This window comes from Crossiella sp. NPDC003009 (assembly GCF_053591555.1).
Genome location: NZ_JBSFUA010000051.1, coordinates 37,852 through 59,311, shown reverse-complemented (window position 1 = coordinate 59,311; position 21,460 = coordinate 37,852). Strand labels below are relative to the sequence as shown.

Annotated in this window: 22 protein-coding genes; 17 read left to right on the top strand and 5 right to left on the bottom strand. The window is 72.8% G+C overall.

The features are described from left to right. The 4 genes from ACWDY5_RS34990 to ACWDY5_RS34975 all read left to right on the top strand — a co-directional run. Window positions 1–224 (top strand): hypothetical protein (locus tag ACWDY5_RS34990; RefSeq protein ID WP_449726419.1); only part of this gene is annotated, 224 nt, incomplete at its 5' end. 2 nt (window positions 225–226) lie between these two features. Next, window positions 227–913, top strand: coding sequence for a hypothetical protein (locus ACWDY5_RS34985; RefSeq protein WP_449726418.1), 687 nt, complete (start codon window positions 227–229; stop codon window positions 911–913). A gap of 13 nt (window positions 914–926) precedes the next feature. After that, on the top strand, window positions 927–1,448 hold the full coding sequence (locus tag ACWDY5_RS34980; protein ID WP_449726422.1) for a carboxymuconolactone decarboxylase family protein: 522 nt from the start codon (window positions 927–929) through the stop codon (window positions 1,446–1,448). Between the two features lie 17 nt (window positions 1,449–1,465). Further along, complete coding sequence (locus ACWDY5_RS34975; RefSeq protein WP_449726417.1) at window positions 1,466–2,266, top strand: hypothetical protein; 801 nt, start codon at window positions 1,466–1,468, stop codon at window positions 2,264–2,266. Window positions 2,267–2,303: 37 nt separating this feature from the next. Here the strand turns inward: ACWDY5_RS34975 and ACWDY5_RS34970 are convergent, their stop codons facing one another. Continuing rightward, entirely contained in the window at window positions 2,304–4,028 is a 1,725-nt protein-coding gene (locus ACWDY5_RS34970) for a M14 family zinc carboxypeptidase (protein ID WP_449726416.1), read from the bottom strand. A gap of 241 nt (window positions 4,029–4,269) precedes the next feature. On the opposite strand from ACWDY5_RS34970, the gene ACWDY5_RS34965 reads away from it, so the two are divergent. Genes ACWDY5_RS34965 through ACWDY5_RS34950 form a run of 4 tightly spaced genes read left to right on the top strand, consistent with a single transcriptional unit; the run spans window position 4,270 to window position 7,981 of the window. After that, window positions 4,270–4,530 carry a hypothetical protein gene (locus ACWDY5_RS34965; RefSeq protein WP_449726415.1) on the top strand — a complete coding sequence of 87 codons (261 nt, stop codon included), beginning with the start codon at window positions 4,270–4,272 and terminating at the stop codon, window positions 4,528–4,530. 5 nt (window positions 4,531–4,535) lie between these two features. After that, window positions 4,536–4,787: a hypothetical protein gene (locus ACWDY5_RS34960; RefSeq protein WP_449726414.1), complete on the top strand. Its 252-nt coding sequence runs from the start codon at window positions 4,536–4,538 to the stop codon at window positions 4,785–4,787. 30 nt (window positions 4,788–4,817) lie between these two features. Beyond that, on the top strand, window positions 4,818–7,613 hold the full coding sequence (locus ACWDY5_RS34955; protein ID WP_449726413.1) for an FtsK/SpoIIIE domain-containing protein: 2,796 nt from the start codon (window positions 4,818–4,820) through the stop codon (window positions 7,611–7,613). Beyond that, window positions 7,610–7,981 carry a hypothetical protein gene (locus ACWDY5_RS34950; protein WP_449726412.1) on the top strand — a complete coding sequence of 124 codons (372 nt, stop codon included), beginning with the start codon at window positions 7,610–7,612 and terminating at the stop codon, window positions 7,979–7,981. Before ACWDY5_RS34955 ends, ACWDY5_RS34950 begins: the two co-directional genes overlap by 4 nt. A gap of 12 nt (window positions 7,982–7,993) precedes the next feature. Here ACWDY5_RS34950 and ACWDY5_RS34945 read toward each other — a convergent pair whose 3' ends face one another. Continuing rightward, complete coding sequence (locus ACWDY5_RS34945) at window positions 7,994–8,635, bottom strand: TetR family transcriptional regulator (RefSeq protein WP_449726421.1); 642 nt, start codon at window positions 8,633–8,635, stop codon at window positions 7,994–7,996. Between the two features lie 97 nt (window positions 8,636–8,732). Between ACWDY5_RS34945 and ACWDY5_RS34940 the strand changes: the two genes are divergently transcribed. Next, the gene (locus ACWDY5_RS34940) at window positions 8,733–9,743 is read left to right on the top strand and encodes an NADP-dependent oxidoreductase (RefSeq protein ID WP_449726411.1); all 1,011 of its coding nucleotides are present in this window, start codon (window positions 8,733–8,735) and stop codon (window positions 9,741–9,743) included. Here ACWDY5_RS34940 and ACWDY5_RS34935 read toward each other — a convergent pair. Further along, the gene (locus ACWDY5_RS34935; RefSeq protein WP_449726410.1) at window positions 9,740–10,771 is read right to left on the bottom strand and encodes an N-isopropylammelide isopropylaminohydrolase; all 1,032 of its coding nucleotides are present in this window, start codon (window positions 10,769–10,771) and stop codon (window positions 9,740–9,742) included. The two genes, ACWDY5_RS34940 and ACWDY5_RS34935, sit on opposite strands and share 4 nt — an antisense overlap. Before the next feature lie 48 nt (window positions 10,772–10,819). Next, window positions 10,820–12,454, bottom strand: a complete 1,635-nt coding sequence (locus tag ACWDY5_RS34930) for an FAD-binding oxidoreductase (protein WP_449726409.1) — start codon at window positions 12,452–12,454, stop codon at window positions 10,820–10,822. Between the two features lie 16 nt (window positions 12,455–12,470). Between ACWDY5_RS34930 and ACWDY5_RS34925 the strand changes: the two genes are divergently transcribed. From ACWDY5_RS34925 to ACWDY5_RS34900, 6 genes are all read left to right on the top strand, one after another. Continuing rightward, a complete protein-coding gene (locus ACWDY5_RS34925) occupies window positions 12,471–13,088 on the top strand; it encodes a TetR/AcrR family transcriptional regulator (protein WP_449726408.1) in 618 nt (205 codons plus the stop codon). Next, window positions 13,085–14,674: a glycerol-3-phosphate dehydrogenase/oxidase gene (locus tag ACWDY5_RS34920; RefSeq protein ID WP_449726407.1), complete on the top strand. Its 1,590-nt coding sequence runs from the start codon at window positions 13,085–13,087 to the stop codon at window positions 14,672–14,674. Before ACWDY5_RS34925 ends, ACWDY5_RS34920 begins: the two co-directional genes overlap by 4 nt. 221 nt (window positions 14,675–14,895) lie before the next feature. Continuing rightward, a complete protein-coding gene (locus tag ACWDY5_RS34915) occupies window positions 14,896–15,216 on the top strand; it encodes an acyl carrier protein (RefSeq protein WP_449726406.1) in 321 nt (106 codons plus the stop codon). Continuing rightward, a complete protein-coding gene (locus ACWDY5_RS34910; protein WP_449726405.1) occupies window positions 15,213–15,977 on the top strand; it encodes an alpha/beta fold hydrolase in 765 nt (254 codons plus the stop codon). The genes ACWDY5_RS34915 and ACWDY5_RS34910 overlap by 4 nt, the downstream gene beginning before the upstream one ends. Beyond that, on the top strand, window positions 15,974–17,149 hold the full coding sequence (locus ACWDY5_RS34905; RefSeq protein WP_449726404.1) for a glycosyltransferase: 1,176 nt from the start codon (window positions 15,974–15,976) through the stop codon (window positions 17,147–17,149). Before ACWDY5_RS34910 ends, ACWDY5_RS34905 begins: the two co-directional genes overlap by 4 nt. Then, window positions 17,146–18,948, top strand: coding sequence for a class I SAM-dependent methyltransferase (locus tag ACWDY5_RS34900; RefSeq protein ID WP_449726403.1), 1,803 nt, complete (start codon window positions 17,146–17,148; stop codon window positions 18,946–18,948). Before ACWDY5_RS34905 ends, ACWDY5_RS34900 begins: the two co-directional genes overlap by 4 nt. Here the strand turns inward: ACWDY5_RS34900 and ACWDY5_RS34895 are convergent. Beyond that, on the bottom strand, window positions 18,945–19,178 hold the full coding sequence (locus ACWDY5_RS34895) for a hypothetical protein (RefSeq protein WP_449726402.1): 234 nt from the start codon (window positions 19,176–19,178) through the stop codon (window positions 18,945–18,947). The genes ACWDY5_RS34900 and ACWDY5_RS34895 overlap by 4 nt on opposite strands. 160 nt (window positions 19,179–19,338) lie before the next feature. Between ACWDY5_RS34895 and ACWDY5_RS34890 the strand changes: the two genes are divergently transcribed. Together ACWDY5_RS34890 and ACWDY5_RS34885 are read left to right on the top strand one after the other, a co-directional pair. Further along, window positions 19,339–20,250 (top strand): ABC transporter ATP-binding protein, encoded by a 912-nt coding sequence (locus ACWDY5_RS34890; protein WP_449726401.1) that lies wholly within the window; start codon window positions 19,339–19,341, stop codon window positions 20,248–20,250. Continuing rightward, window positions 20,247–21,449, top strand: a complete 1,203-nt coding sequence (locus tag ACWDY5_RS34885; RefSeq protein WP_449726400.1) for an ABC transporter permease — start codon at window positions 20,247–20,249, stop codon at window positions 21,447–21,449. The genes ACWDY5_RS34890 and ACWDY5_RS34885 overlap by 4 nt, the downstream gene beginning before the upstream one ends. Window positions 21,450–21,460: the final 11 nt, after the last annotated feature.

Sequence of the window (21,460 nt, the reverse complement as noted above, 5' to 3'; positions counted from 1 at the left end):
GGTCGGTGGCCTGCTGCACCGCGAGCACCTCGGCCCGCAACCGGGCGGAGGCCCCGGTGCGGCCCGCGCCGCCACCGAGCTCGGCCCCGCCTGCCCGGACCAGCGTGGCCAAGCTGGGCGAACGCTGCCCGAAGATCGGCGAGCGGGCGGTGACCAAGGCGGGCACGGCGCTGCGGTGCGTGCGCAAGCCCGGCGAGCGGCGCGCGGTCTGGCGGGCGGTGTGACGGTGGAACTGGCCCAGGCCACCAAGGTGTTGCGGGCCTGGCAGGTGCCGACCAACCCGGTGGCCTACCGCTGCCCGGCCGGGCACGGCGTGCTCGGGCTGTACCGGGACCGCTCCGCGCGGGCCGGGATCGTGCTGGCCTGCGCCGCCTGCGCGCACCGGGTGCCGGTGAGCCCGGACGTGCTGGGCCCGGCCGCCTCGGCGACCCGGTTGCCCGGCACCATGGAGCCGCTGCCCGAAGACGGCGGAATCCCGTTGCTGCCCAACGGTTCCGCGCCCAGGGGCCAGCTCGCCGACGGCCTGGTGCGCACCTCCGGCTGGCTGCTGCTGGGCAACCGGGTGGTCAGCTCCGGCCTGCTGTGCGCGCTGCTCGGCGCTGGTCTGGCCGTGGCGCTGGTCCCGGCCGAACCGGCCTGGGCGGCGGCCGCGGCGGTGCTGGGCTTCGCGCTGTGGCGGGTGTCCACGCGCTGGCCGCGGCCGTGCTCGCGGGCCAGGAACCTGGACCGGGTCACCGCGGCTGAGCTGGCCGAGGGGATGTTCGTGCGGCGGTACGGGCAGATCGGGCCGGTGGCGCGGGTGGAGTCGGCCACGCCGTGGACCGACGGCATGATCGCGGTGCACTTCACCGGCGGCGGGCAGGAGCGGTGGCCGCCAGCGCGGCGGGTGTGGGTGGCCGAGCTGCTGGACTAGCGTTTCCCTGGTGATGCCGGACTATGCCGCGGATATCCGGGCGAACCTGGAGTCGGTGCTCGGGGACTCGGTGCTGTCCGAGCAGCGGTTGTGGGGCGCGGTGGTGGCGGTGGCGGTCACCTCGGGGCGGGTGGCGGCGCTGGGTGAGCTGGTCGGGCGGGCTGAGCGGGTGCTGTCCGCCGAGGCGTTCGACGCGGCCAGGTCCGCCGGTGCGGTGATGGCCATGAACAACGTGTTCTACCGGGCCAAGCACCAGCTGGCGGACGAGGAGTACCGGCGGCTGCCCGCGCGGTTGCGGATGCGGGTGGTGGCGCGGCCGGGGGTGGACAAGGCCGACTTCGAGCTGTGGTGCGTGGCGGTCAGCGCGGTCAACGGCTGCCGGGTGTGCCTTGAGCTGCACGAGCGGAAGGCGCGCGCAGCGGGAGCGGGTGTGCCGGAGGTGCACGAGGTGCTGCGGGTGGCAGCGGTGGTGCACGCCGCCGGGGTGGTGCTGGCCGCGGAACGGGACCACTGCACTCCGTGTTCACACCACTGAGGGACAATTGCGACGCGATGGTGGAAGACGAGCTGGAGCTGCTGATCACCGTGGTGGTCGCCGCCGAGAACGAGTCCCAGGCCAGGAACGCCTGTCTGGGACTGGTCGCGTTGGGCGGCGGGCGGATCGTGGAGGCCGGTGACTGCTCCGACGAGGAGCCGGGCTGCTGGTCGGTGACGATCAGCCAGCCGAGTGCCGAGCGGGCCTCGGCCAGCGACGCCGGGGCGCTGTCCAGGGCGGTGCGCACCTTCGTGCGAGGGCTGGGGCCGGATGTCGGCATGCCCAGGGTCTCCTGCGAGCCGCCCACCGCATGGACCGTGCTGGACGAGCCCGACCTGGTCACCCAGCTGGTGCCCGGCGGCGAACGGGTGCTGGTGGAGGCCTGGCTGGGCGCGAGCCCGCTGCAGCAGCAGCCGCCCGCCGCCGAGGACCCGGACGAGGTGGTGCCGGAGCCCGCGCCGGTGGTGCTGCCCGCGGGGCCGGTGCAGCGGCTGCGGCTGTCCGTTGACGTGGCCGCCGACCGGCGGGCCGGGGCGGAGTGGCAGGCCAGGGCGGTGGCCAGCCGGATCACCCACCACGGCGAGCTGACCGACTTCACCCCGTGCGGGCCCGGCGTGCTCGGCGTCGAGTTCGACCTCGGGCTGGTGCCGGGGGACGCGGCCACCGCGCTCAAGGCGGCGATGGCCCAGCTCGGGCAGGACAACTGGTCCGCGCTGGAGTTCGACGGCGAGCACGCGGTCAGCTACTGGTCAGCCGATCCCGCGCCGGCCGCGGGGGTGATCGCGTTGCAGCTCAGCGCGGGACCGGCGGAGCAGTGACCGGAGCCGGGCCGGTGGCCCAGCCCCGGTCAGCAGGTCACTTCACCCAGGCCGCGGTGTACGGACCCCAGTTGCCGTCGGCGTCCTTGGCCCGCACGTAGGCCAGGCGCTCCAGGCCCCAGGCGCCGACCTTGCCGCCGACCTCGACCGTGGTCCCGTCGCCGCCGACCTTGAGCTTGCGGGCCTTGCCGCCGTCCCAGGGCGCGCGGTCCAGGTAGACCTCGGCCTCGACCACCTTCTGCGCGGCCGGGCGGCCGACGCCGACGTTGCCGTAGGCATTGTCATCGGCCTTGGCCGCGACCTCGACGCTGAACAGGCCGCGCTTGACGCTCAGCCCGGACACGGTCGGCCCCAGCGTGGAGACGTAGGGCTGCCGCGCCGACTTGGCCGCGTACAGCAGCGCGTCCTTGTTCAGCTCCCAGAACTTGTCCTGGCAGCTGTAGGCCGGGTGGAAACCGTTGCACTCACCGCTGTTCGGGCCGATCTCGAAGGTGAACCCGGCGATGCCCAGCTTGTCGTAGGCCCAGTCGTCGGTCGCGCCGGTGACGTTGTAGAGCACCTCGCCCGGCTGGCCGGTGTTGTAGCCGTTGTAGCCGCTCATCCGGAAGGCCATCGAGCGCAGCCCGGCGTCGTTGGGGGTCTTGGCCTTCGGGTCGTGGCCCCAGGGCAGCAGCACCAGGTTGCCGTAGGTGTGCAGGGTGATCATCGCGCCGCGGGTGGTCGCCGGGGCCGCGTCATTCTCGCCGGGGCCGCGCTGGTCCGGGAACAGCTTCTCGAACAGCCCGGCCAGGTGGTGGGTCTCCGGCTCGCTGGCCGCCTTCGGGCCGCGGTAGGTCTGCGAACAGGGGTTGGTCGAGGTGCCCACACCGCCCCAGCGGGAGTCCCAGTTGCGGTTGAGGTCGATGCCCTCGTGGTTGGCGCTCCACGGGCCGGGGCAGGGCGTGACGCTGTTGCTGTCGTTGAGGTTCTTGCGCTGCCAGGCCGAACTGTTGGCCGAGGTGCCGGAGTTGGTCAGGCCGTCCTGCACCACACCGATGGCGTCCGGGTTGACCTGCGGCACCACCCACACCTCGGTGCCGCCGAGCAGCGCGGCCACCTCGGCGTCGCTGTGCGCGCCGTCGAGCAGCCTGGTGATGAACCGCCAGGCCATCTCACTGGTGGTCACCTCGCGGGCGTGGATCTGGGCCATCAGCAGGAACCGCGGCTTGGCCGAGTCCGGCTTCAGCTCGCAGCCGCGCCAGGCCTGCGCGGTGATGCACAGCGCCTCCAGCCGGTTGCCCTTGGCCGGGTCCTGCTGCCGCTGCCAGGACTCGCCGTAACCGACCCGCTTGGTCAGCTCCGGGTAGCGCTTGGCCACGTCGGCCACGAAGGAGTGAAAGCCCTCGACCGTGCGGTACCCGCCGTAGAAGGTCGGATACTCCTTGTCCGCCAGTCGTTTCGGCTTGGGGTAGGCCGCGGCCGCGCGCGGGGCCACCGCGGCCGGCGCCTGCTGGACTCCGACCGTGCGGGCGCCGAGCCCGGCCAGCCGGTCGTCCGCGCCGGGTTGACCGAGCACGAGGATCGAGGAGCCCTCGCGGCCGAGGACGTCGAACCCGGCCTCGACCAGCTTCTGCCCCAGCTCCGCCGGGTCGCCGGGTGCGGTGACGTGCAGGATCCGGGCCGGGTCAGCGGCCCCGGTGGCCAGTGCGGGCACCGGCAGCAGCGCGGCCGCGGCGACCGCGGTGGCGGCCAGCGCGGTGCGCAGCAAGAGGCGTTTCGCCATGTGAGCAGCCGTCCTTCCAGAGGATCAGTACGGCACGATCCTGTGATGCGTCCGTGACCTGGAACAAGCCCCCGGACGGCGGTAGAGGGCACGCCGCGTAGTCCCGGCCCTCACTCCAATGGCGGTGGAATTCAGCCTGATCTTGGTTGTACTGGGGTGGGGTTTGGGTATTACCTTCAACTAAATAAGCCGTGCCATGTCCGTGGCACGGCTGGAGCCGCGTGGAGGAGTAGGGCGCAAGATGGCAAGTGTGGAGCAGGTTCGCAACGGAATCCTCCAGGCCAACGAGAAGGCGAACGAGAGCCTCGGCGCCCTGCAGGCGGCCTCCAGCGCCATCGAGCAGGCCAAGGGCGCGCTGCTCCAGGTCGTGCAGGGCAGCAGCCAGCCCGAGGCCGAGCAGGCCGCGAACATGCTGGACCAGGCGATGGCGAACCTGACCGAGACGCACCAGCAGGTGACCCAGGCGATCAACACCGCCGAGGGCTACGCGAACAGGCTGTAGGCCCGGTGTCGTCCATCGCGGAGGTCGCGGCCGCACTGGCGTCGGTGCGCGAGCAGCTTCTCCAGGCACATCAGGTGCTGATCGAGGCCGACGAACTGATCGGGGAATCCCTGGCCGCCCTGGCGAAAGCGGGCAAGCACCACTCGTCCTCGCTGGTCCCGCCCGAGCTACTGGGCGCGGGCCAGGGGCACGGCCGCACCGTGGAGCTGGTCACCGCCGCGCTGGACCGGGTAGAAGGCCTGATGACCTCCCTGTGACACTGACGACGTGATCTTGGGCGGTGCAGCGTGAGCAAGAAGCTCGAGCGACGGGCACGGATCGGCGAGGTCTTCGGCGAGTTCCACGACGCCGTCGCGATGGCTCTGGGCGCGGCGCGGCAGGAGCACATCGTGGCCGAGGCCCAGCACCGCAGGGCCGAGTTCGAGCTGACCCTGCGCAAACGCGGAATCCGTGCCGTGCAAGCGGATCCGGCCTTCGCCGCGCAGTGGGCCGACCCGGCGCTGCGGCCGCTGGCCGAACGCGCGCTGGCCGAGCACGAGCAGGTCTTCGCGCAGTGGACCGGCGACGGCCCGGCCACGCTGACCGCGCTGGTCGAAGAGCACGCGCCCGGTTCCGCTGGCGAGCACTGGGAGCACTGGCTGGGCAGGCCGGGCGAGCGGGACGGCAGCACGCCCGCGCCGGGGCTGTGGCGGATCGGCTCGGCCCGGCTGGAGGACGCCTCGCTGGCCGAGGAGTTCCCGGCCGCGGTGCCCCTGCTGGACCACGGCCACCTGCACGTGGTCTCCGCGCACAACACCAGGATGCTGGCCGAGGCGCTGGTGGAGACGCTGGTGCTGCGCACGCTGTCCTACTTCCAGCCGGGGCTGGTGCAGGTGCACGTGTGGGACACCGGCCAGTTCACCGGTTCGCTGCCCGGCCTGTACCCGCTGGCCCGCGCCGGGCTGCTCACCGTGCACGACCCGAGCCGGTTGCAGGACCTGCTCAGCGAGTTCTCCGAGCACATCCGCCGGGTGCACACCCGGATCCTGGTGGACGGCCACCACTCGCTGCGCGCGCTGACCGCGGCCACCGGCAAACGTTCGGAACCGTGGCGGATCGCGATCCTGTTCGGCAACCACGAGAACCTGGACGACCAGCTCCGCCAGCAGCTGCAACGGGTCGCGCGCAATGGTTTGGCCTGCGGCATCCAGCTGGTCATGGTGGACATGCGGCTGTCGGTGAACAGCCCGCTGGAGACCGTGGAGCTGCACGAGGACGGCCGGGTCACCTCCACCATGACCGGCGAGCACGCGGTGATCACCCTGGACGAGCCGCTGCCAAGGGACCGGGTGCCGATGGCCTGCGGAGCGATCGCGGACGCGCTGCTGGAGCGGCGCAGCCGGGTGTGCACCTTCGCCGACCTGCTGCCGGAGACCCGCTGGGCGGAGCACTCGGCCACCGGGCTGAGCGCGCCGATCGGCCGCAGCGACGGCCAGGACGTGCTGCTGCACCTCGGCGACTCCTCGCCGCACGCGCTGATCGGCGGGCCGAGCGGCTCCGGCAAGACCAACTTCCTGTACGCGATGCTGGGCAGCCTCACCGCGCGCTACTCCCCCGACGAGCTCGAGCTCTACGTGCTGGACTTCAAGGAGGGCGTGTCCTTCGCCCAGTTCACCCCCGGTCGCAAGGACCCGAGCTGGCTGCCGCACGCGCGGCTGGTCGGGGTGAACGTCAACGCCGACCGGGAGTTCGGGCTGGCGCTGCTGAAGTACCTGGCCGATGAGATGCGGCGCAGGGCGGAGGCGGCCAAGCGGCACGAGGTGACCAAGCTGGAGGAGCTGCGCGCGGAGGACGCGGACGGGCGGTGGCCGCGGATCGTGGCGGTGATCGACGAGTTCCAGTTCCTCTTCGCCGAGCGGGACGCGGTGACCAGCCAGGCGGCCGGGCTGCTGGAGGACGTGGCGCGGCGCGGGCGCTCGCAGGGCATCCACCTGGTGCTCTCCAGCCAGGACGTCTCCGGCATCGAGGCGTTCTGGGGCAAGCCGGCCATCTTCGAGCAGTTCATCGTGCGGATCGCGCTGCCCAAGGCGCGCCGGGTGCTGGTGGAGACCAACCAGGCCGCGATCGAGATCCCGCGGCGGCACGCGGTGATCAACCACGACTCCGGGGTCCGGCACGGCAACGAGGTGGCCCGCATCCCGGACGCCACCAGCCGCGGCACCTTCGACGCGTTGCAGGTGGAGCTGTGGCAGCGCAGGCCCGCGCACCTGGGCGAGCCGAGGCTGTTCGACGGTGACCACGTGCCACCACTGTCCACAGTGGAGGACTTCCGGCTGCTGGAGCCGCGCCGGGGCCGCCCGCCGGTGGCGCTGCTCGGCCAGGTGATCGACGTGGCGGGCAGCGCGGCCGGGGTGACCCTGGCGCGCACGCCCGGCCGCAACATCGCCACCCTCGGCTCGGTGCTGCGCGATGCCGCCAGCGTGCTCGCCGCGGCCACGCTTTCCCTTGCCCGGCAACACCTTCCCGGCGAGGCCAGGTTCACCCTGATCTGCCTGACCGAGGACGCCCGCCCGGCCGCGGAGACGCTGACCTGCGCGCTCAAGGACACCGGCAACGAGGTCGAACTGCTCGACAGCGACGGCGTGCGCGCCGCGCTAGACGCGCTGGCCGCCGACCTGGGCGCCCGCGCGGCCCGCGGCGCGGGCAACAACGAACCGGCCCGGCCGCACTACCTGGTGCTCTACGCCATCGACGCGGCCTACCCGTTGCTGGAGCAGAAGGACCCGACCACCCGGCAGTCCGGAGTGGACAGTCTCAAGCAGATCCTCAAGCACGGCCCCGAACTGGCCACCCACACCATCGGCTGGTGGCGCAGCGTGCAGCGGCTCAAGAGCGGCTTCCTCGGCGGCGGCATCGAGGACCTGGGCGCCTGGGTGGCCCTGGACGTGCACGGTCCCGACCTGTCCAGCCTGGCCGCCGGCCAGCTGATCAGCTGGTCGCCCCGGCCCCGCCGCGGCCTGTTCTTCGACAAGTCCGAGCACGCGCGACCCGAGGTCGTCATCCCGTTCGACACCGCAGAGGCCAGCGGGGAGGGCCAACCGTGAACGAGCCGTCCGCGAGCGAGCGCTACCGGGCGATCACCGGCCAGGTGGACGAGGCGGTGCGCCGGATGCAGAAGGTGGACGCCGAACGCGCCAAGGAGCTGACCGACGTGGTCCGCCAGGCCAAGGACCGGCACGTGCAGGCCGAACAGCAGCTCAGCGCGATCGAGAAGGAGCTGAAGGAACGCTGGCGCAAGGTCGGCGACCTGTTCTACGACGAGCGCTGGTTCCAGATGAAGCCGCTGCCCAAGCCGGTCCTGCCGGCCGACGGCCTGACCATCGAGCAGCGCACGGAGCAGATCGAGGCCGCGCAGCACGGGCTGGAGGAGCTGCTGCGCAAGCGCGGCGGGCTGATCCGCCGCCGGGACTGACCGGCGTGCGCGTCACCAGCGCTCGGTAGCGCTGGACCAGGCGGCCGGCAGGCCCGCGATGCCCAGGTCCAGGGCCTCGATGACCAGGGCGCGGAGTTCGTCGATGGTGTCGTAGCCGCGCAGGCAGGCGGTCTCCATGCCCAGCCGGGCGCTGGCGCAGACCACCCGGATCAGCAGCCGGCAGCGCAGGTCGGTCTCGGCGGAGACGCCCTGGCGGGCCGCGATCACCTCGGCCAGCCGGTGCTCGACCTGGGCGGAGGTCTGTAGCCAGCGGGCGAACAGGGTCGGGGTCTGGCCGATCAGGCGGTGGGTGGCGCAGTAGCGGGCCGGGCCGCCGTCCAGTGCGGCGATGTGGTCGAACATGGCCAGGTAGGTGGCGCGGGTGGCGGTCACCGGCGGTTCGGTGTCCGGGCGGGCGGCCAGCGCGGTGATGCAGAACTCGTCGATCTCGGCGAACTGGGCCAGCGCCACGTCCTCCTTGCCGGCGAAGTACCGGAAGAAGGTGCGCGGCGAGATCTCCACCGCGGCGGCGATCTCCTCCACGGTGGTGGCCTCGAAACCCTTGCCGAAGAACAACTTCAGGGCGGCGTCGACCAGCGCGTTCTTGGTGCGCAGCTTCTTGCGCTCGCGCAGACCCAGCTCGTCCTTGACCATGCTCACATCGTCAGTCTACGTCAGATGTCGCGCTCCGCCTATTGTCATGGTATGTTTTTTGTCAGTGAGTGACACGTTCTCTGCTGAGGAGCTCCGCATGACCACCCCGTCCACCGGCCTGGAAATCCGTCTCGCCTCCCGCCCCGAGGGCTGGCCCACCCTGGACAACTTCGACCTGGTCCAGGCCGAGGTGCCCACCCCAGGCGAGGGCGAGCTGCTGGTGCGCAACAAGGTCATGAGCGTCGACCCGTACATGCGCGGCCGGATGAACGACGTGAAGTCCTACGTGCCGCCGTTCGAGCTGGGCAAGGCGCTGCAGGGTGGCGCGGTCGGCGAGGTCGTCACCTCCAACGACCCCGGCTTCGCCGTCGGCGACCTGGTGCTGCACATGGGCGGCTGGCGCGAGTACGCCAAGGTGGACGTCAAGCACGCGGTCAAGGTGGACGCGAACCTGGCCCCGGCCGGCGCTTTCCTCGGCGTGCTGGGCATGCCGGGCCTGACCGCCTACGCGGGCCTGCTGGCCGCGGGCCAGTTCCGCGAGGGCGATGTCGTGTTCGTCTCCGGCGCGGCCGGCGCGGTCGGCTCGCTGGTGGGCCAGATCGCCAAGCTCAAGGGCGCCTCCAGGGTGATCGGCTCAGCCGGTAGCGCCGAGAAGGTCGAGTACCTGGTCAAGGAGCTGGGCTTCGACGCCGCGTTCAACTACAAGGACGGCCCGGTGGCCGAGCTGCTGGCCGAGGCCGCGCCCGAGGGCATCGACGTGTACTTCGACAACGTGGGCGGCGAGCACCTGGAGGCGGCGATCAGCGCGGCCAAGCCGGGCGGCCGGTTCGCGCTGTGCGGCGCCATCTCGCAGTACAACGAGAAGGGCGAGCCCACCGGCCCGCGCAACATGATCCAGATCGTCGGCAAGGGCCTGAACCTGCGCGGGTTCATCGTGAACGAGTACGGGTCCATGCAGGAGCAGTTCTTCGCCGAGGTCGGCGGCTGGCTGGCCGAGGGCAAGATCAGCTACCGGGAGACCACGGTCGAGGGCCTGGCCAACGCCCCGCAGGCTTTCCTTGACCTGCTCAAGGGCGCGAACACCGGCAAGATGCTCGTCACGGTCTAACCGCCACTGACCACCCGGCCGTCGTGCACCACCAGGGTGCGCGGCGGCCGTTGCCGTACCGCCTCCGCCACCGAGTCGGCGGGCAGCACCATCAGCTCGGCCCGGTCGCCCTCGATCACGCCGTAGCCGCCGACGCGCAGCGCCCGCGCGCCGTCGCGGGTGGCCACGTCGGCGCACAGCTCGACCTCGTCGTCCCGCTCGAAACCGTTGGCCTCGGCCAGCAGGCGGGCCTGGTCGAGCAGGTCGCCGCCGTCGTCGCCGAGGCCGACCGGCACGCCTGCCCAGCGCAACCGGCGCAGGGGCAGCGGGCTTCCCCAGGCGGTGGCCAGGGTGGTCACCGAGACGCCGTGCTCGGCCAGCAGCTCGGCCAGCAGCTCGCGCCGGTGATCCTCCACAGTGGACAGTGCGAGGCAGTGCGAGAGGGTGACCCGGCCGCGCATGTCCAGCGCGGCCACCCGCTCGCAGATCAGCTCGATCACGAAGGCGCCCAGCTCGCCGGGGTCGCGCAGCTGGAGGTCGATGCCGACGGAGTGCCGCTCGGCCAGCTCGAAGAGCAGGTCCAGGTGGCGCACCGGGTCGCGGTCGTGGCCTGCCGGGTCCAGGCCGCCGAGCAGGTTCGCGCCCGCGGCCACCGCGGCGTCCAGCAGCTTCTCGCCGCGTTCCTCGCGGATGAGCCCGCCGGCCACGAAGGCGACCAGCTGGATGGTGGCGCGGTCGGCGAAGACCTGCCGGGCGGCCAGCAGCTCGTCCAGGTCCTCGGCCGGGCCGTGCACGCGGAGCAGGGTGGCTCCCGCGGCGACCAGCCGGGCCAGGGTGGCCTCGGCCGCTCCGGCGCGCGGCCGGACGTGCGCGGCGACCAGCGCGGGCAGCAGCACGCCACCGGCGCCGTCGACCTCCGCAATCCCTGGTGGGGCGGTGAGTTCCGGCCCAAGCTCGGCGATCGCACCGGCTCGGCAGAGCACGTCGATCGCGGGGGTGTCGGGCGCGGAGGACCACGGGCGGACGGAACGGATCAGCACATCACCCATTGCCGGACCCTAGGCCCCCGGCCGCGAGCGCACCAGCCCCGCGGCGTGTCACACGAGCTTTCCCGGGTTGAGCACGCCGGTCGGGTCCAGCCGGGCCTTGACCGCGCGCAGCACCTCGACGCCCAGGTCGCCGACCTCGGCGGCCAGCCAGGGCGCGTGGTCCACGCCGACCGCGTGGTGGTGGGTGATGGTGCCGGCGTGGTTGACGATGGCGTCGCAGGCCGCGGCCTTGGCCCGCTGCCACTGCTCGACCGGTGCGGTGCCGGCGCGCGGGGTGAGCACGGTGAAGTACAGCGAGGCGCCGGTCTCGTAGGCGTGCGAGACGTGGCACATCACCACCGGGCGGGCGCCCGCGGTGCTCAGCGAGTCGGTGAGCGCGCCGCGGACCGCGGTGCGCAGCGCGGCCAGCCCGGCCCAGTCGCCCGCGGTCTCCAGGGTCTCCACGCACACCCCGGCCTCCAGCAGCGCGTCCCGCTGCCTCGGCCCGCCGTAGCGGCCCTTGCGCCAGGCCTCGCCGAGCGGGCGGCCCAGCCGCACCGGGTTGAACTCCCGCAGCGCGTTCAGCGCGGCCCGCCGCCGGGTGGCCAGCTCGCGCGGGGACCCGGTCTCCCAGCCCAGGATCAGCAGACAGGGCGCGACCACGCCCCTGGTGCGCAGGTAGGCGCGCAACGCCCGGCCCTTCCAGCCGCCTGCCAGCTCAAGGGACACCTCGGTCTCGTCCATGTCGGACAGGCGGGTGACATCGGCCAGCACCCGCTGCTGGGCCAGCGCGCGGACCGCCGCCGCGCCGCGTTCCCAGCCGTCCACCACCACGCCCTCGTAGTGGTGGAAGGTGGCCGCCGGGCGCACCCGCAGGGTCAGCTCGGTGATCACGCCGAACACCCCCTCACTGCCGATGACCAGCCGCTTCAGGTCAGGGCCAGCCGCCGAGGCCGGGACGCCGCCGAGGGTGAGCTCACCGGCGGGGGTGGCCAGCCGCAGCGCGTGCACCATGTCCTCGAACCGGCCGTAGCCCGCGGAGGCCTGACCGGCCGAGCGGGTGGCGGCGAACCCGCCGAGGGTGGCCCGCTCGAAGGACTGCGGGAAGTGGCCGAGGGTGAAGCCGTGCGCGGCCAGCAGCCGTTCCGCCTCCGGCGCGCGCACCCCAGCCTGGAAGACCGCGGTGTGCGAGATCGGGTCCACCGAGACCAGCTTGTCCAGCCGGGCCAGGTCCAGGGTGACCACCGAGGCCTTGGCCCCGCGCAGCGCGTTCACCCCGCCGACCACCGAGGTGCCGCCGCCGAAGGGCACCACCGCGAGGTCCTGCGCGGCGCAGACCTCCAGCACCCGCTGCACCTGCCCGGGATCGGCGGGCAGCACCACCGCGTCCGGGATGGCCAGCTCACCGCAGCCCCTGTGCCGCATCAAGTCCACATAGGACAGTCCGCCGGCGCGGCCGAGCCGGGCCTCCCGGTCGGTCAGCACCGCCGCCGGGCCGACCGCCTCGACCAGGGCCGCCAGCGCGGCCGGTGGCAGCGCCGAGTCGGCGACCGGGTGCAGCGAGCCCGGCCCGACCGGCGTGGTCACCTCGGCCAGGCCGATGCGGGAGCGGAGCCAGCGCAGCGCGTGTGACGGCAGGTGCGCCGCCTTCGCGCCCTCGGGCGTCCAGCTGGTGCGGAGGGTGTGGTCGATGCGCTCGGTCACCGCTACAGTGTGACACATGGCGTCCGAGTGTCACACCTCCGAAGCCCCGCCGGTGATCCGCGGCCAGCGGGTGGACGACGAGGTCCTGCTCGCCGCGGCCAAGGACTGCGTGCTCGACGTGGGCGTGCGGCGCACCACGCTGGCCGAGGTGGCGCGCAGGGCCAGGGTGAGCCGGATGACCCTGTACCGCCGCTTCCCGGACGTGACCAGCCTGGTCGCCGCGCTGCTCACCCGCGAGTTCCGCGGCCTGCTCAGCGCGGTGGCCTCGGCCTCGGCGAACCTGCCCAGCGCGCGGGAGCGGCTGGTCGCCGGTGCGGTGGCGGCCGGGCGGGAGGTCGCGCACAACCCGCTGATGCGCACCATCCTGGAGGTCGACCCCGAACTGCTGCTGCCCTACCTGGTGCAGCGGATGGGCAGCACCCAGCGGCTGGCCGAGCAGTTCCTGCGCGAACAGGTGCTGGCCGGGCAGGCCGACGGCTCGGTGCGCGCCGGGGACGTGGCCGCGCAGTGCAGGCTGCTGTTCCTGATGGTCCAGTCGGTGGTCTTCGCGCTGCGGCTGGCGGTGGCCGAGCCGGACGAGGCCGCGCTGCTGGCCGAGCTGCGGCACGGCCTGGACGCGGTGCTGCGGCCATGACCGTTCCGATGCTGCCGGCCGGCTCGCTGCGCGCGACCTCGCTCAACGCCACCCGCAGGGCCAATGACCTGGCCTACCTCGCCGGTGGCCACCAGCTCGACCTGCTGGTGGTCGGCGGCGGGGTGACCGGGGCCGGGGTCGCGCTGGACGCGGCCGCCCGCGGCCTGTCGGTGGCCCTGGTCGAGGCGCAGGACCTGGCCTTCGGCACCTCCCGGTTCTCCAGCAAGCTGGTGCACGGCGGCCTGCGCTACCTGGCGCACGGTGAGTTCGCGCTGGCCAGGGAGAGCGCGGTGGAGCGCGGCCTGCTGATGACCCGGACCGCCCCGCACCTGGTGCGCACCCTGCCCCAGCTCATCCCGCTGCACCGGCCGGCCCGCGGCGCCGGGGTGAGCCGGAGCCAGGAGGCGGTCTTCATGGCCGGGCTGCGCGCCGGTGACCTGCTGCGCCGCACGGCGGGCACGCCGGGCGCGGTGCTGCCCGCGCCCCGCCGGGTGCCGGCCGCCGAGGCGCTGGCGCTGGCCAGTGGCCTGCGGGTGAGCGGGCTGCGCGGTGGGCTGCTCTCCTATGACGGCCAACTGGTCGACGACGCCCGCCTGGTGGTCGCGCTGGCCCGCACCGCGGCCGGGTTCGGCGCCCGGATCATCACCAGGGCCAGGGCGGTGCACCTGGACGGCTCCGGCGGCGAGGTGGTGGACGGGCTGACCGGCGAGACCGTCCGGATCAGGGCCAAGGCGGTGATCAACGCCACCGGGGTGTGGGCGGACCGGCTGGTGCCCGGCGTGCGGCTGCGGCCCTCCCGCGGCTCGCACCTGGTGCTCGACGGCGCCGCGCTCGGCCTGGGCGGCACCGCGCTGACCGTGCCGGTGCCCGGCGAGCGCAACCGGTTCGCGCTGCTGCTGCCGCAGCTGGACGGCCGGGTCTACCTGGGCCTGACCGACGAGCCGATGGACGGGCCGGTGCCGGAGGTGCCCGAGGTCCCGCAGGCCGATGTGGACTTCTTGCTGGACGTGGCCGGCACCGTGCTGGGCAGGCGGCTCGGCCCGGCCGACGTGCTCGGCGCGTTCGCCGGTCTGCGCCCCTTGATCGACCTTCCGGGTACGAGTGGCCGCACCGCGGACCTCTCCCGCAAACACGCCGTGCTCACCTCCCCGGACGGAGTTACCACGGTGGTGGGCGGCAAGCTCACCACCTACCGGCGGATGGCCGCCGACGCCGTGGACGCCGCGATCGCCCGCCGCGGCCTGACCGCCGGGCCCTCGCGCAGCGCACAGGTGCCGCTGGTCGGCGCCGCGCCTGCCGAGTATCTGTCCACAATGGAGGTAGCGCCGCGGCTGGTTGCCCGCTACGGCGCGGAAGCCGTGCGGCTGGCCGCGCTGGCCCAGCTGGACCCCAGGCTGGGCGCCGAGGTCGCCGACGGGCTCGGCGTCACCGCGGCCGAGGTGGTGTGGGCGGTGCGGCACGAGGGCGCGCTGGACGCCGACGACGTGCTGGACCGGCGCAGCCGGATCGGCCTGGTGCCCTCGGATCGGTTGCGGGCCTTGGACTCCGTCACCGCGCTGGTGCGCAAGGCCACCGAAGGGCTCTGACGACACAGCGTAGCCAATGTCGCCGGATCGCTTGCAGCGTCATTCAAACGGGTTGTCTTGGCGGCGTTTTTGCCGCAACCGCAAGCAATCCCGGCTTGGAACCTGTCACCTTAGGGAAACACCGCCTCGGACCCTCCACAGAGGACGGCCCCCTGCGGCCCCGTGTCCGCGGTGTCACGTCATCACCGGTGTTCGCAGCGCCGTGACAGGGAGTGAACGCAATGAGTTACGCAGACCTGGCTTCCGAGGTGGAGCAGCAGGTGCTCGCCACGGTGACCGAACTGCTCGAGGCCGTGATCGGGCCCGAGTACGCGCAGACCGTCGAGATCGACATGGACACCTCGTTCAACGAGGACCTGGAGCTGGAGAGCATCGAGTTCGTCGCGCTCTCGGCCAAGCTGCGCGAGCACTACGGCGGCTCGGTCAACTTCGCCGCCTTCCTGGCCGACAAGGAAGTGGAGGAGGCCGTCGGCCTGACCGTCGGCCACCTGGTCCGCTACATCGCCGGTTGCCTGGCCGGCGACCGCGGGGCCGCCCCATGACCGAGGTCCGGGCGAACAACCTCACCTTCCACGTCCAGCCGCTGGCCACCGCCGACTCCCCACCGGACGCGCCACTGGTGGTCTTCCTGCACGGCCTGGTGGTGGACAACCTCTCCGGCCTCTACCTCACCCTGGCCACCCCGGCGGCCACCGCCGGGGCCCGCACCCTCTGCTACGACCAGCGCGGACACGGCCGCACCGACCGGCCGCCCACCGGCTACACCCTGGACGACTCGGTGGCCGACCTGCACGCGCTGCTGGACGTCCTGGGCGAGCACCGCCCGGTCCGGCTGGTCGGCAACAGCTACGGCGGCCTGCTCGCGCTGGCCTTCGCCGCGCACCGCCCCCAGCGGGTGGACAAGATCATGCTGATCGAGTCGCTGGTGCCCACCCCCGGCTGGGGCGAGCGGATGGCGGCCACCCTCAACGAGGCGATCGCGGGCCGGTACGACCACCACTTCACGCACATGAGCGGCCGCAAGTGGGACCGGCGGGTGCACCAGGTGGAGGAACTGCTGCTCAGGACCAGCATGGTGGCCGAGATCGGCAGGCAGGAGCCGTTCAGCCCGGACCGCTACGCCGCGGTGACCGCACCGGTGCTGGCCGTCTACGGCTCGGAGTCCGAGCTGTTGCCCGAGGTCAGCGTGTTGCAGAAGTACCTGCCGCAGCTGGAGCTGGAGATCCTGCCGGAGCAGTCGCACATGCTGCTGACCGAGGCGGCCGGCCAGGTCCGCGAAGTGCTGGCAAGGTGGTTGCGGTGAGCCGGGTCCTGTTCGTGGTGCCGCCACTGGCCGGGCACACGCTGCCCACGGTGGCGCTGGGCCACGAACTGACCGGGCGCGGGCACGAGGTCGCCTGGGTCGGCCACCGCGAGGTGGTGGCCCCGCTGCTGCCGGAGCCGGAGCTGCTCATGCCGGTGCAGCGCGGCCCGGACGACTGGCTGGCCGAGGTGGTGACCCGCTCGCGCGGCTTACGCGGTCCCGCGGCCTTCCAGTTCCTCTGGCGGGACTTCCTGATCCCACTGGCGGAGTCCAGCGTGCCCGGGGTGGAGGAGGCGGTCGAGCGGTTCCGGCCGGATGTGCTGGTGGTGGACCAGCAGGCGCTGGCCGGTGGCGTGGTGGCGCGGCGGCACGGGCTGCCCTGGGCCACCTCGGCGACCACCTCGGCCGAGCTGACCGACCAGTTCGCCGCCGTGCCCAAGTTCGGCGCCTGGGTGCGCGAGCAGCTGACCGCGCTGCAACACGCGCAGCAGGTTCCGGTGGCCCTGGCCGAGCGCGGCGACCTGCGGTTCTCCGAGCACCTGGTGCTCGCCTACACCACCCGCTGCCTGGTCGGCTCCAAGATCGACTACCCCGGCCACTACGCCTTCGTCGGGCCCTCGCTGGGCGTTCGGGCATCCATTGTGGACTATCCATGGGAATGGCTGGACGGACGGCGGCAGCACCTGCTGGTCACCCTGGGCACGGTGGACCGGGAGAACGGCGCCCGCTTCCTCAACGCGGTGCTGGCCGCGGTCGAGCCACTCGGCTCCCGGCTCCAGGTCACCATCGCCGCGCCACCCAAGTTGTTTGGAGAACTTCCGGCCCATGTGCTGGTGCGGGAGTTCGTGCCCCAACTGGAGGTGTTGGCGCGCACGGACGCGGTGGTATGCCATGGCGGGCACAACACGGTGTGCGAGACCCTCGCGCACGGCCTGCCGCTGGTGGTCGCCCCGATCAGGGACGACCAGCCGATCATCGCCAACCAGGTGGTCGAGGCGGGCGCGGGCCGACGTGTCCGGTTCGGCCGGGTCGGACCGGCCGAGCTGCGGGACTCGATTCTCGATGTGCTGACCTTCCCTGGATACCGAGCGGCGGCAGAGCGTATCCGGGCGTCCTTCGCCGACGCCGGTGGTACCGCGGCGGCGGCCGACCGGGTGGAGATGCTGACATGATGTGGGGCTGGCTACCGGTGGTCACGATGATCGCCTTGGTGCTCAACGGTTTCCGGCTGCGCGGCCAGCTGGCCTGGCTGCCGGTGCTCGACGACGAGCAGGACGGTCCGCACGGCCGGTTCCGGTTCGTGCCGGCCCAGGGCGTGGAGCTGCCGGAACGGACCAGGGCCGCCGCCGAGGACTGGGCGCAGCGGCAGGGCCTGTCCGTGCTGGACCTCGTCCCGCGCCGCCTCGGGGTGGCCAGGGCGCTGGACCTGGCCCGCGCGGGACTGGGCAAGGACTTCCTGGCCACCCGGCTGGCCAGTGCGGGCGGCGCGGGGCACGCACTGCTGGTGGACGCCGACGTGGCCGAGCGCGAACAACTCGGCGAGGCCGCGCCGGACACCGTGACCACCGCCGGTCTCACCACCCGGTTGAAGCGGTTGGCTTGCACCGCAACGGATTTCGCCGTCGCGCCCGGTCTCGGCGTGATCCAGGAGACGCCGGCGCAGCGGGCCGAGCGGCTGCGCGCCGAACGCGGCCTGTTCCGCGCCGTGGTGCCGCCGCTGGTCTGCTACGCCGCGCTCATCACCTGCGTGGTGGCCCAGCCGATCCTCGGCCTCGGCGCGCTGGCACTGTTCAGCCTCCAGCCCTACCTGGTCTTCGCCGGCAGCCCGGTCCGGCCGGCTGACCTGCACCGGCACGCCGCGCTGCGGCTGCTGCGCGATCCGGCGAACTGGGCCCGCACGCTGGCCGCGCTGTGGCGCACCAGGGTCAGGGGCGACCGGGTGGCCGAGCTGCGTGCCGCCTACGCCGCCGAGCTGGCCCAGGGCACCGAGCGCTTCTTCGAGCCGCGCCGCGCGGACTGCCCGTGGTGCGGCGGCACCGCGCTCAAGCCGCACGTGCGCTGCGCGGACCTGGTGCTGAACAAGCCGGGCCGGTTCACCCTGGAACGCTGCGCGGACTGCGGCCACGTGTTCCAGAACCCCCGGCTCAACCTGGCCGGTCTCGACTTCTACTACCGCGACTGCTACGACGGCGAGGGCGCGCGCACCGCGGAGACCGCGTTCTCCGCCGGCCCCGCGGTGTACCGGCGGCGGGCCGAGATGCTCGCCCCGTTCACCACCCCGCGCACCTGGCTGGACGTCGGCGGTGGCCACGGCCACTTCGCCAACCTGGCCCGCGAGGTCTGGCCGGACACCGCCTTCGACGGCCTGGACCTGGGCGCCGGCATCGAGGAGGCGGCCAGGCGCGGCTGGGTGGACCGGGGCTACCGCGGCCAGTTCCCCGAGCTGGTGGCCGAGCTGGCCGGGCGCTACGACGTGATCAGCATGTTCCACTACCTGGAGCACACCAGGGAGCCGTTCGAGGAGCTGGACGCGGCGGCGAAGGTGTTGTCCGCAGGCGGTTTCCTGCTCATCGAGGTGCCCAACCCCGGCTCCAGGTACGGGCGGCTGCTGCGCACCTACTGGATGCCGTGGTTCCCGCCGCAGCACCAGCACATGATGCCCAGGGAGAACCTGGTCAGGGCGCTGACCGAGCGCGGCTTCACCGTGGTGGCCCAGGACCGCGGCCGCGCCGACCAGTCCATGGACCTCACCATGGCCGTCGGCCTCGGCCTGAACCGGCTGGCGCGCAACCCGGACCAGCCCTGGCGGCCCCGGCCGGCCACCTGGTGGCGGCGGGTCGCCTACCGAGCGGTGCTCACCGCGGGGGTGCCGCTGCTGGTGCTGGCCTGGGTGGCCGACAAGCTGGCGCACCAGGTGGTCAAGCGCGGCAACGGCGGCAACGCCTACCGGCTGCTGGCCCAGCGCGCCTAGCGGCCCTTTGCCCGGATCGCCGCGCCCCAGACCAGCAACGCGAGCCACAGCAGGGCCAGTCCGGTAAACCCGGCGGCCGCACCGCGCAGCACCAGGCCAAGGCCCCACACCAGGCCGGAGCCCTCGAGGCCGGGCCACGGACCGAACAGGATCCACACGACCCAGAGCCCGGCGGCCAGCGCCGCGGTGTACCCGGCCCTGCGCGCGGTCGCGCCCAGAATGGTCGGCATCCCCCGACGGTAGCCCGGCCGGTCAGGCGGCGCCGGGCGGCCGGGAGTGTCAGGCTGCTCACGACCGGCGGGAATGGGCTCGATAATCGCCGGGCTGGGAGATAGTGGACACGGGCACCGCGCCGGGGGACGCGAACTGGACAACCGAGAGGAAAACGCCGTGGCTGAGGCAGTGCTGGAGATCGATCGGATCTCCAAGCGCTATGGCGAGGTCGTCGCCCTGCGGGAGATGACCTTCTCGATCCGAGCCGGTGAGCTGTTCGGCTTCGTCGGCAGCAACGGCGCCGGCAAGACCACCACCATGCGGATCGCGCTGGGCGTGCTGGCCGCCGACTCCGGCGAGGTGCGCTGGAACGGCCGCGCGGTGGACTTCGAGACCCGCAGGCACATCGGGTACATGCCGGAGGAACGCGGCCTGTACCCGAAGATGAAGGTGACCGAGCAGCTGGTCTACCTGGCCGAGCTGCACGGGATGTCCGCCAAGGCCGCGCGCAGGGCGGCCGGCACCTGGACCGAGCGGTTAGGACTGGGGCAGCGGCGGGACGAGGAGGTCCAGAAGCTCAGCCTGGGCAACCAGCAGCGGGTGCAGCTGGCCGCGGCGCTGGTGCACGAGCCCGAGGTGCTGGTGCTGGACGAGCCGTTCTCCGGGCTGGACCCGGTGGCGGTGGACGTGATGAGCGAGGTGCTGCGGGAGCAGGCCGACGCCGGGGTGCCGGTGATGTTCTCCAGTCACCAGCTCGACCTGGTGGAGCGGCTGTGCGACCGGGTCGGGATCATCCGAAGTGGACAGATGGTGGTCAGCGGCAAGGTCTCCGAGCTGCGCTCCGGCGGCAGCGACCGCTACCTGCTCGACCTGCCCTACGCGCCCTCGGACTGGGCCAGGAACCAGACCGGGGTCACCGAGCTGAGCGTGCACGGGTCCCGGTTCCTGGTCGAACTGGCGCCCGGCACGGACAGCCAGAGCGTGCTGGCCGCGGCTATGCGCACCGGCGAGGTGCGCGAGTTCGCGCCGCACCGCCCGACGCTGACCGAACTGTTCCGCAACGTCGTCACCGAGGGATCCCCGGCATGAGCAGCAGCCCCTTGACCCCGGCCCGCGCGGTGTGGCTGGTGGCCCGCCGCGAGCTGAACACCCGGGTGCGCTCCAAGTCCTTCGTGGTCAGCACCGCGGTGATCATCGCGATCATCGCCGCCTACGTCGGGTTGATCTACTTCATCAGCCAGAGCAGCGCCAAGACCACGGTCGGGCTGACCGGCCAGGCCAGCGCGGTGGCCGAACAGCTCAAGGCCACCGCCAAGGGCTTCGGCGAGCAGGTGGAGACCACCGAGGTGCCCGACGCCGCCGACGGCGAGGCGCAGCTCAAGGATGACAAGATCGACGTGCTGGTCAGCGGCGCGCCGGGCTCGTTGCGGGTGCTGGTGAAGAGGGACCTCAACGACGCGGTGCGCGGCAGCCTGGACGCGGTGGTCCGCCAGCAGGCGCTGGACGCCCAGCTGGCCCAGGGCGGCCTGGACCCCGCGCAGGTGGGCCGCACCGTGGCCGAGGCCAAGGTGCAGGTGAGCCAGCTGGAGCCGAAGGACCCCGAGCGTGGGCAGCGCCTGGGCATCGCGCTCGGCATCACCGCGCTGCTCTACATGTCACTGATGATCTTCGGGATGGCGGTGGCGCAGGGTGTGGTGGAGGAGAAGTCCAGCCGGGTGGTCGAGCTGCTGCTGTCCTCGGTGCGGCCGTGGCAGCTGCTGGCCGGCAAGGTCGCCGGGATCGGCATCGCGGGCCTGTTGCAGGTCAGCGTGATCACCGCGGTGGCGCTCACCGCGGCCACCGCCACCGACCAGCTCACCCTGCCCGGCGGGCAGATCACCGGCACCCTGGTCACCGGGGTGCTGTGGTACCTGGCCGGGTTCTTCACCTTCGGCACCCTGTTCGCCGCCTCCGCCGCGCTGGTCGCCCGGCAGGAGGAGGTCAGCTCGGTGGTGCAGCCGGTGCTGTTCGCCGCGATCCTGCCCGCGGTGCTGACCTTCCTGATGCTGCCCCGCGATCCGGGCAACCGGATCCTGGAGGTGCTGTCCATGATCCCGCCGTTCACGCCGATCATCATGCCCGCGCGGATCGCGATGGGAGTGGCGCCCGCCTGGGAGATCGCGGTGTCGGTGGTGCTCACCGTGGCCGGGATGTTCGCCTTCATCCGGCTGGCCGGGCGGATCTACTCCAACGCGGTGCTGCGCACGGGTGGCCGGGTCAAGCTGCGGGACGCGCTCGGCGCCAAGTAGGCCACAATGGC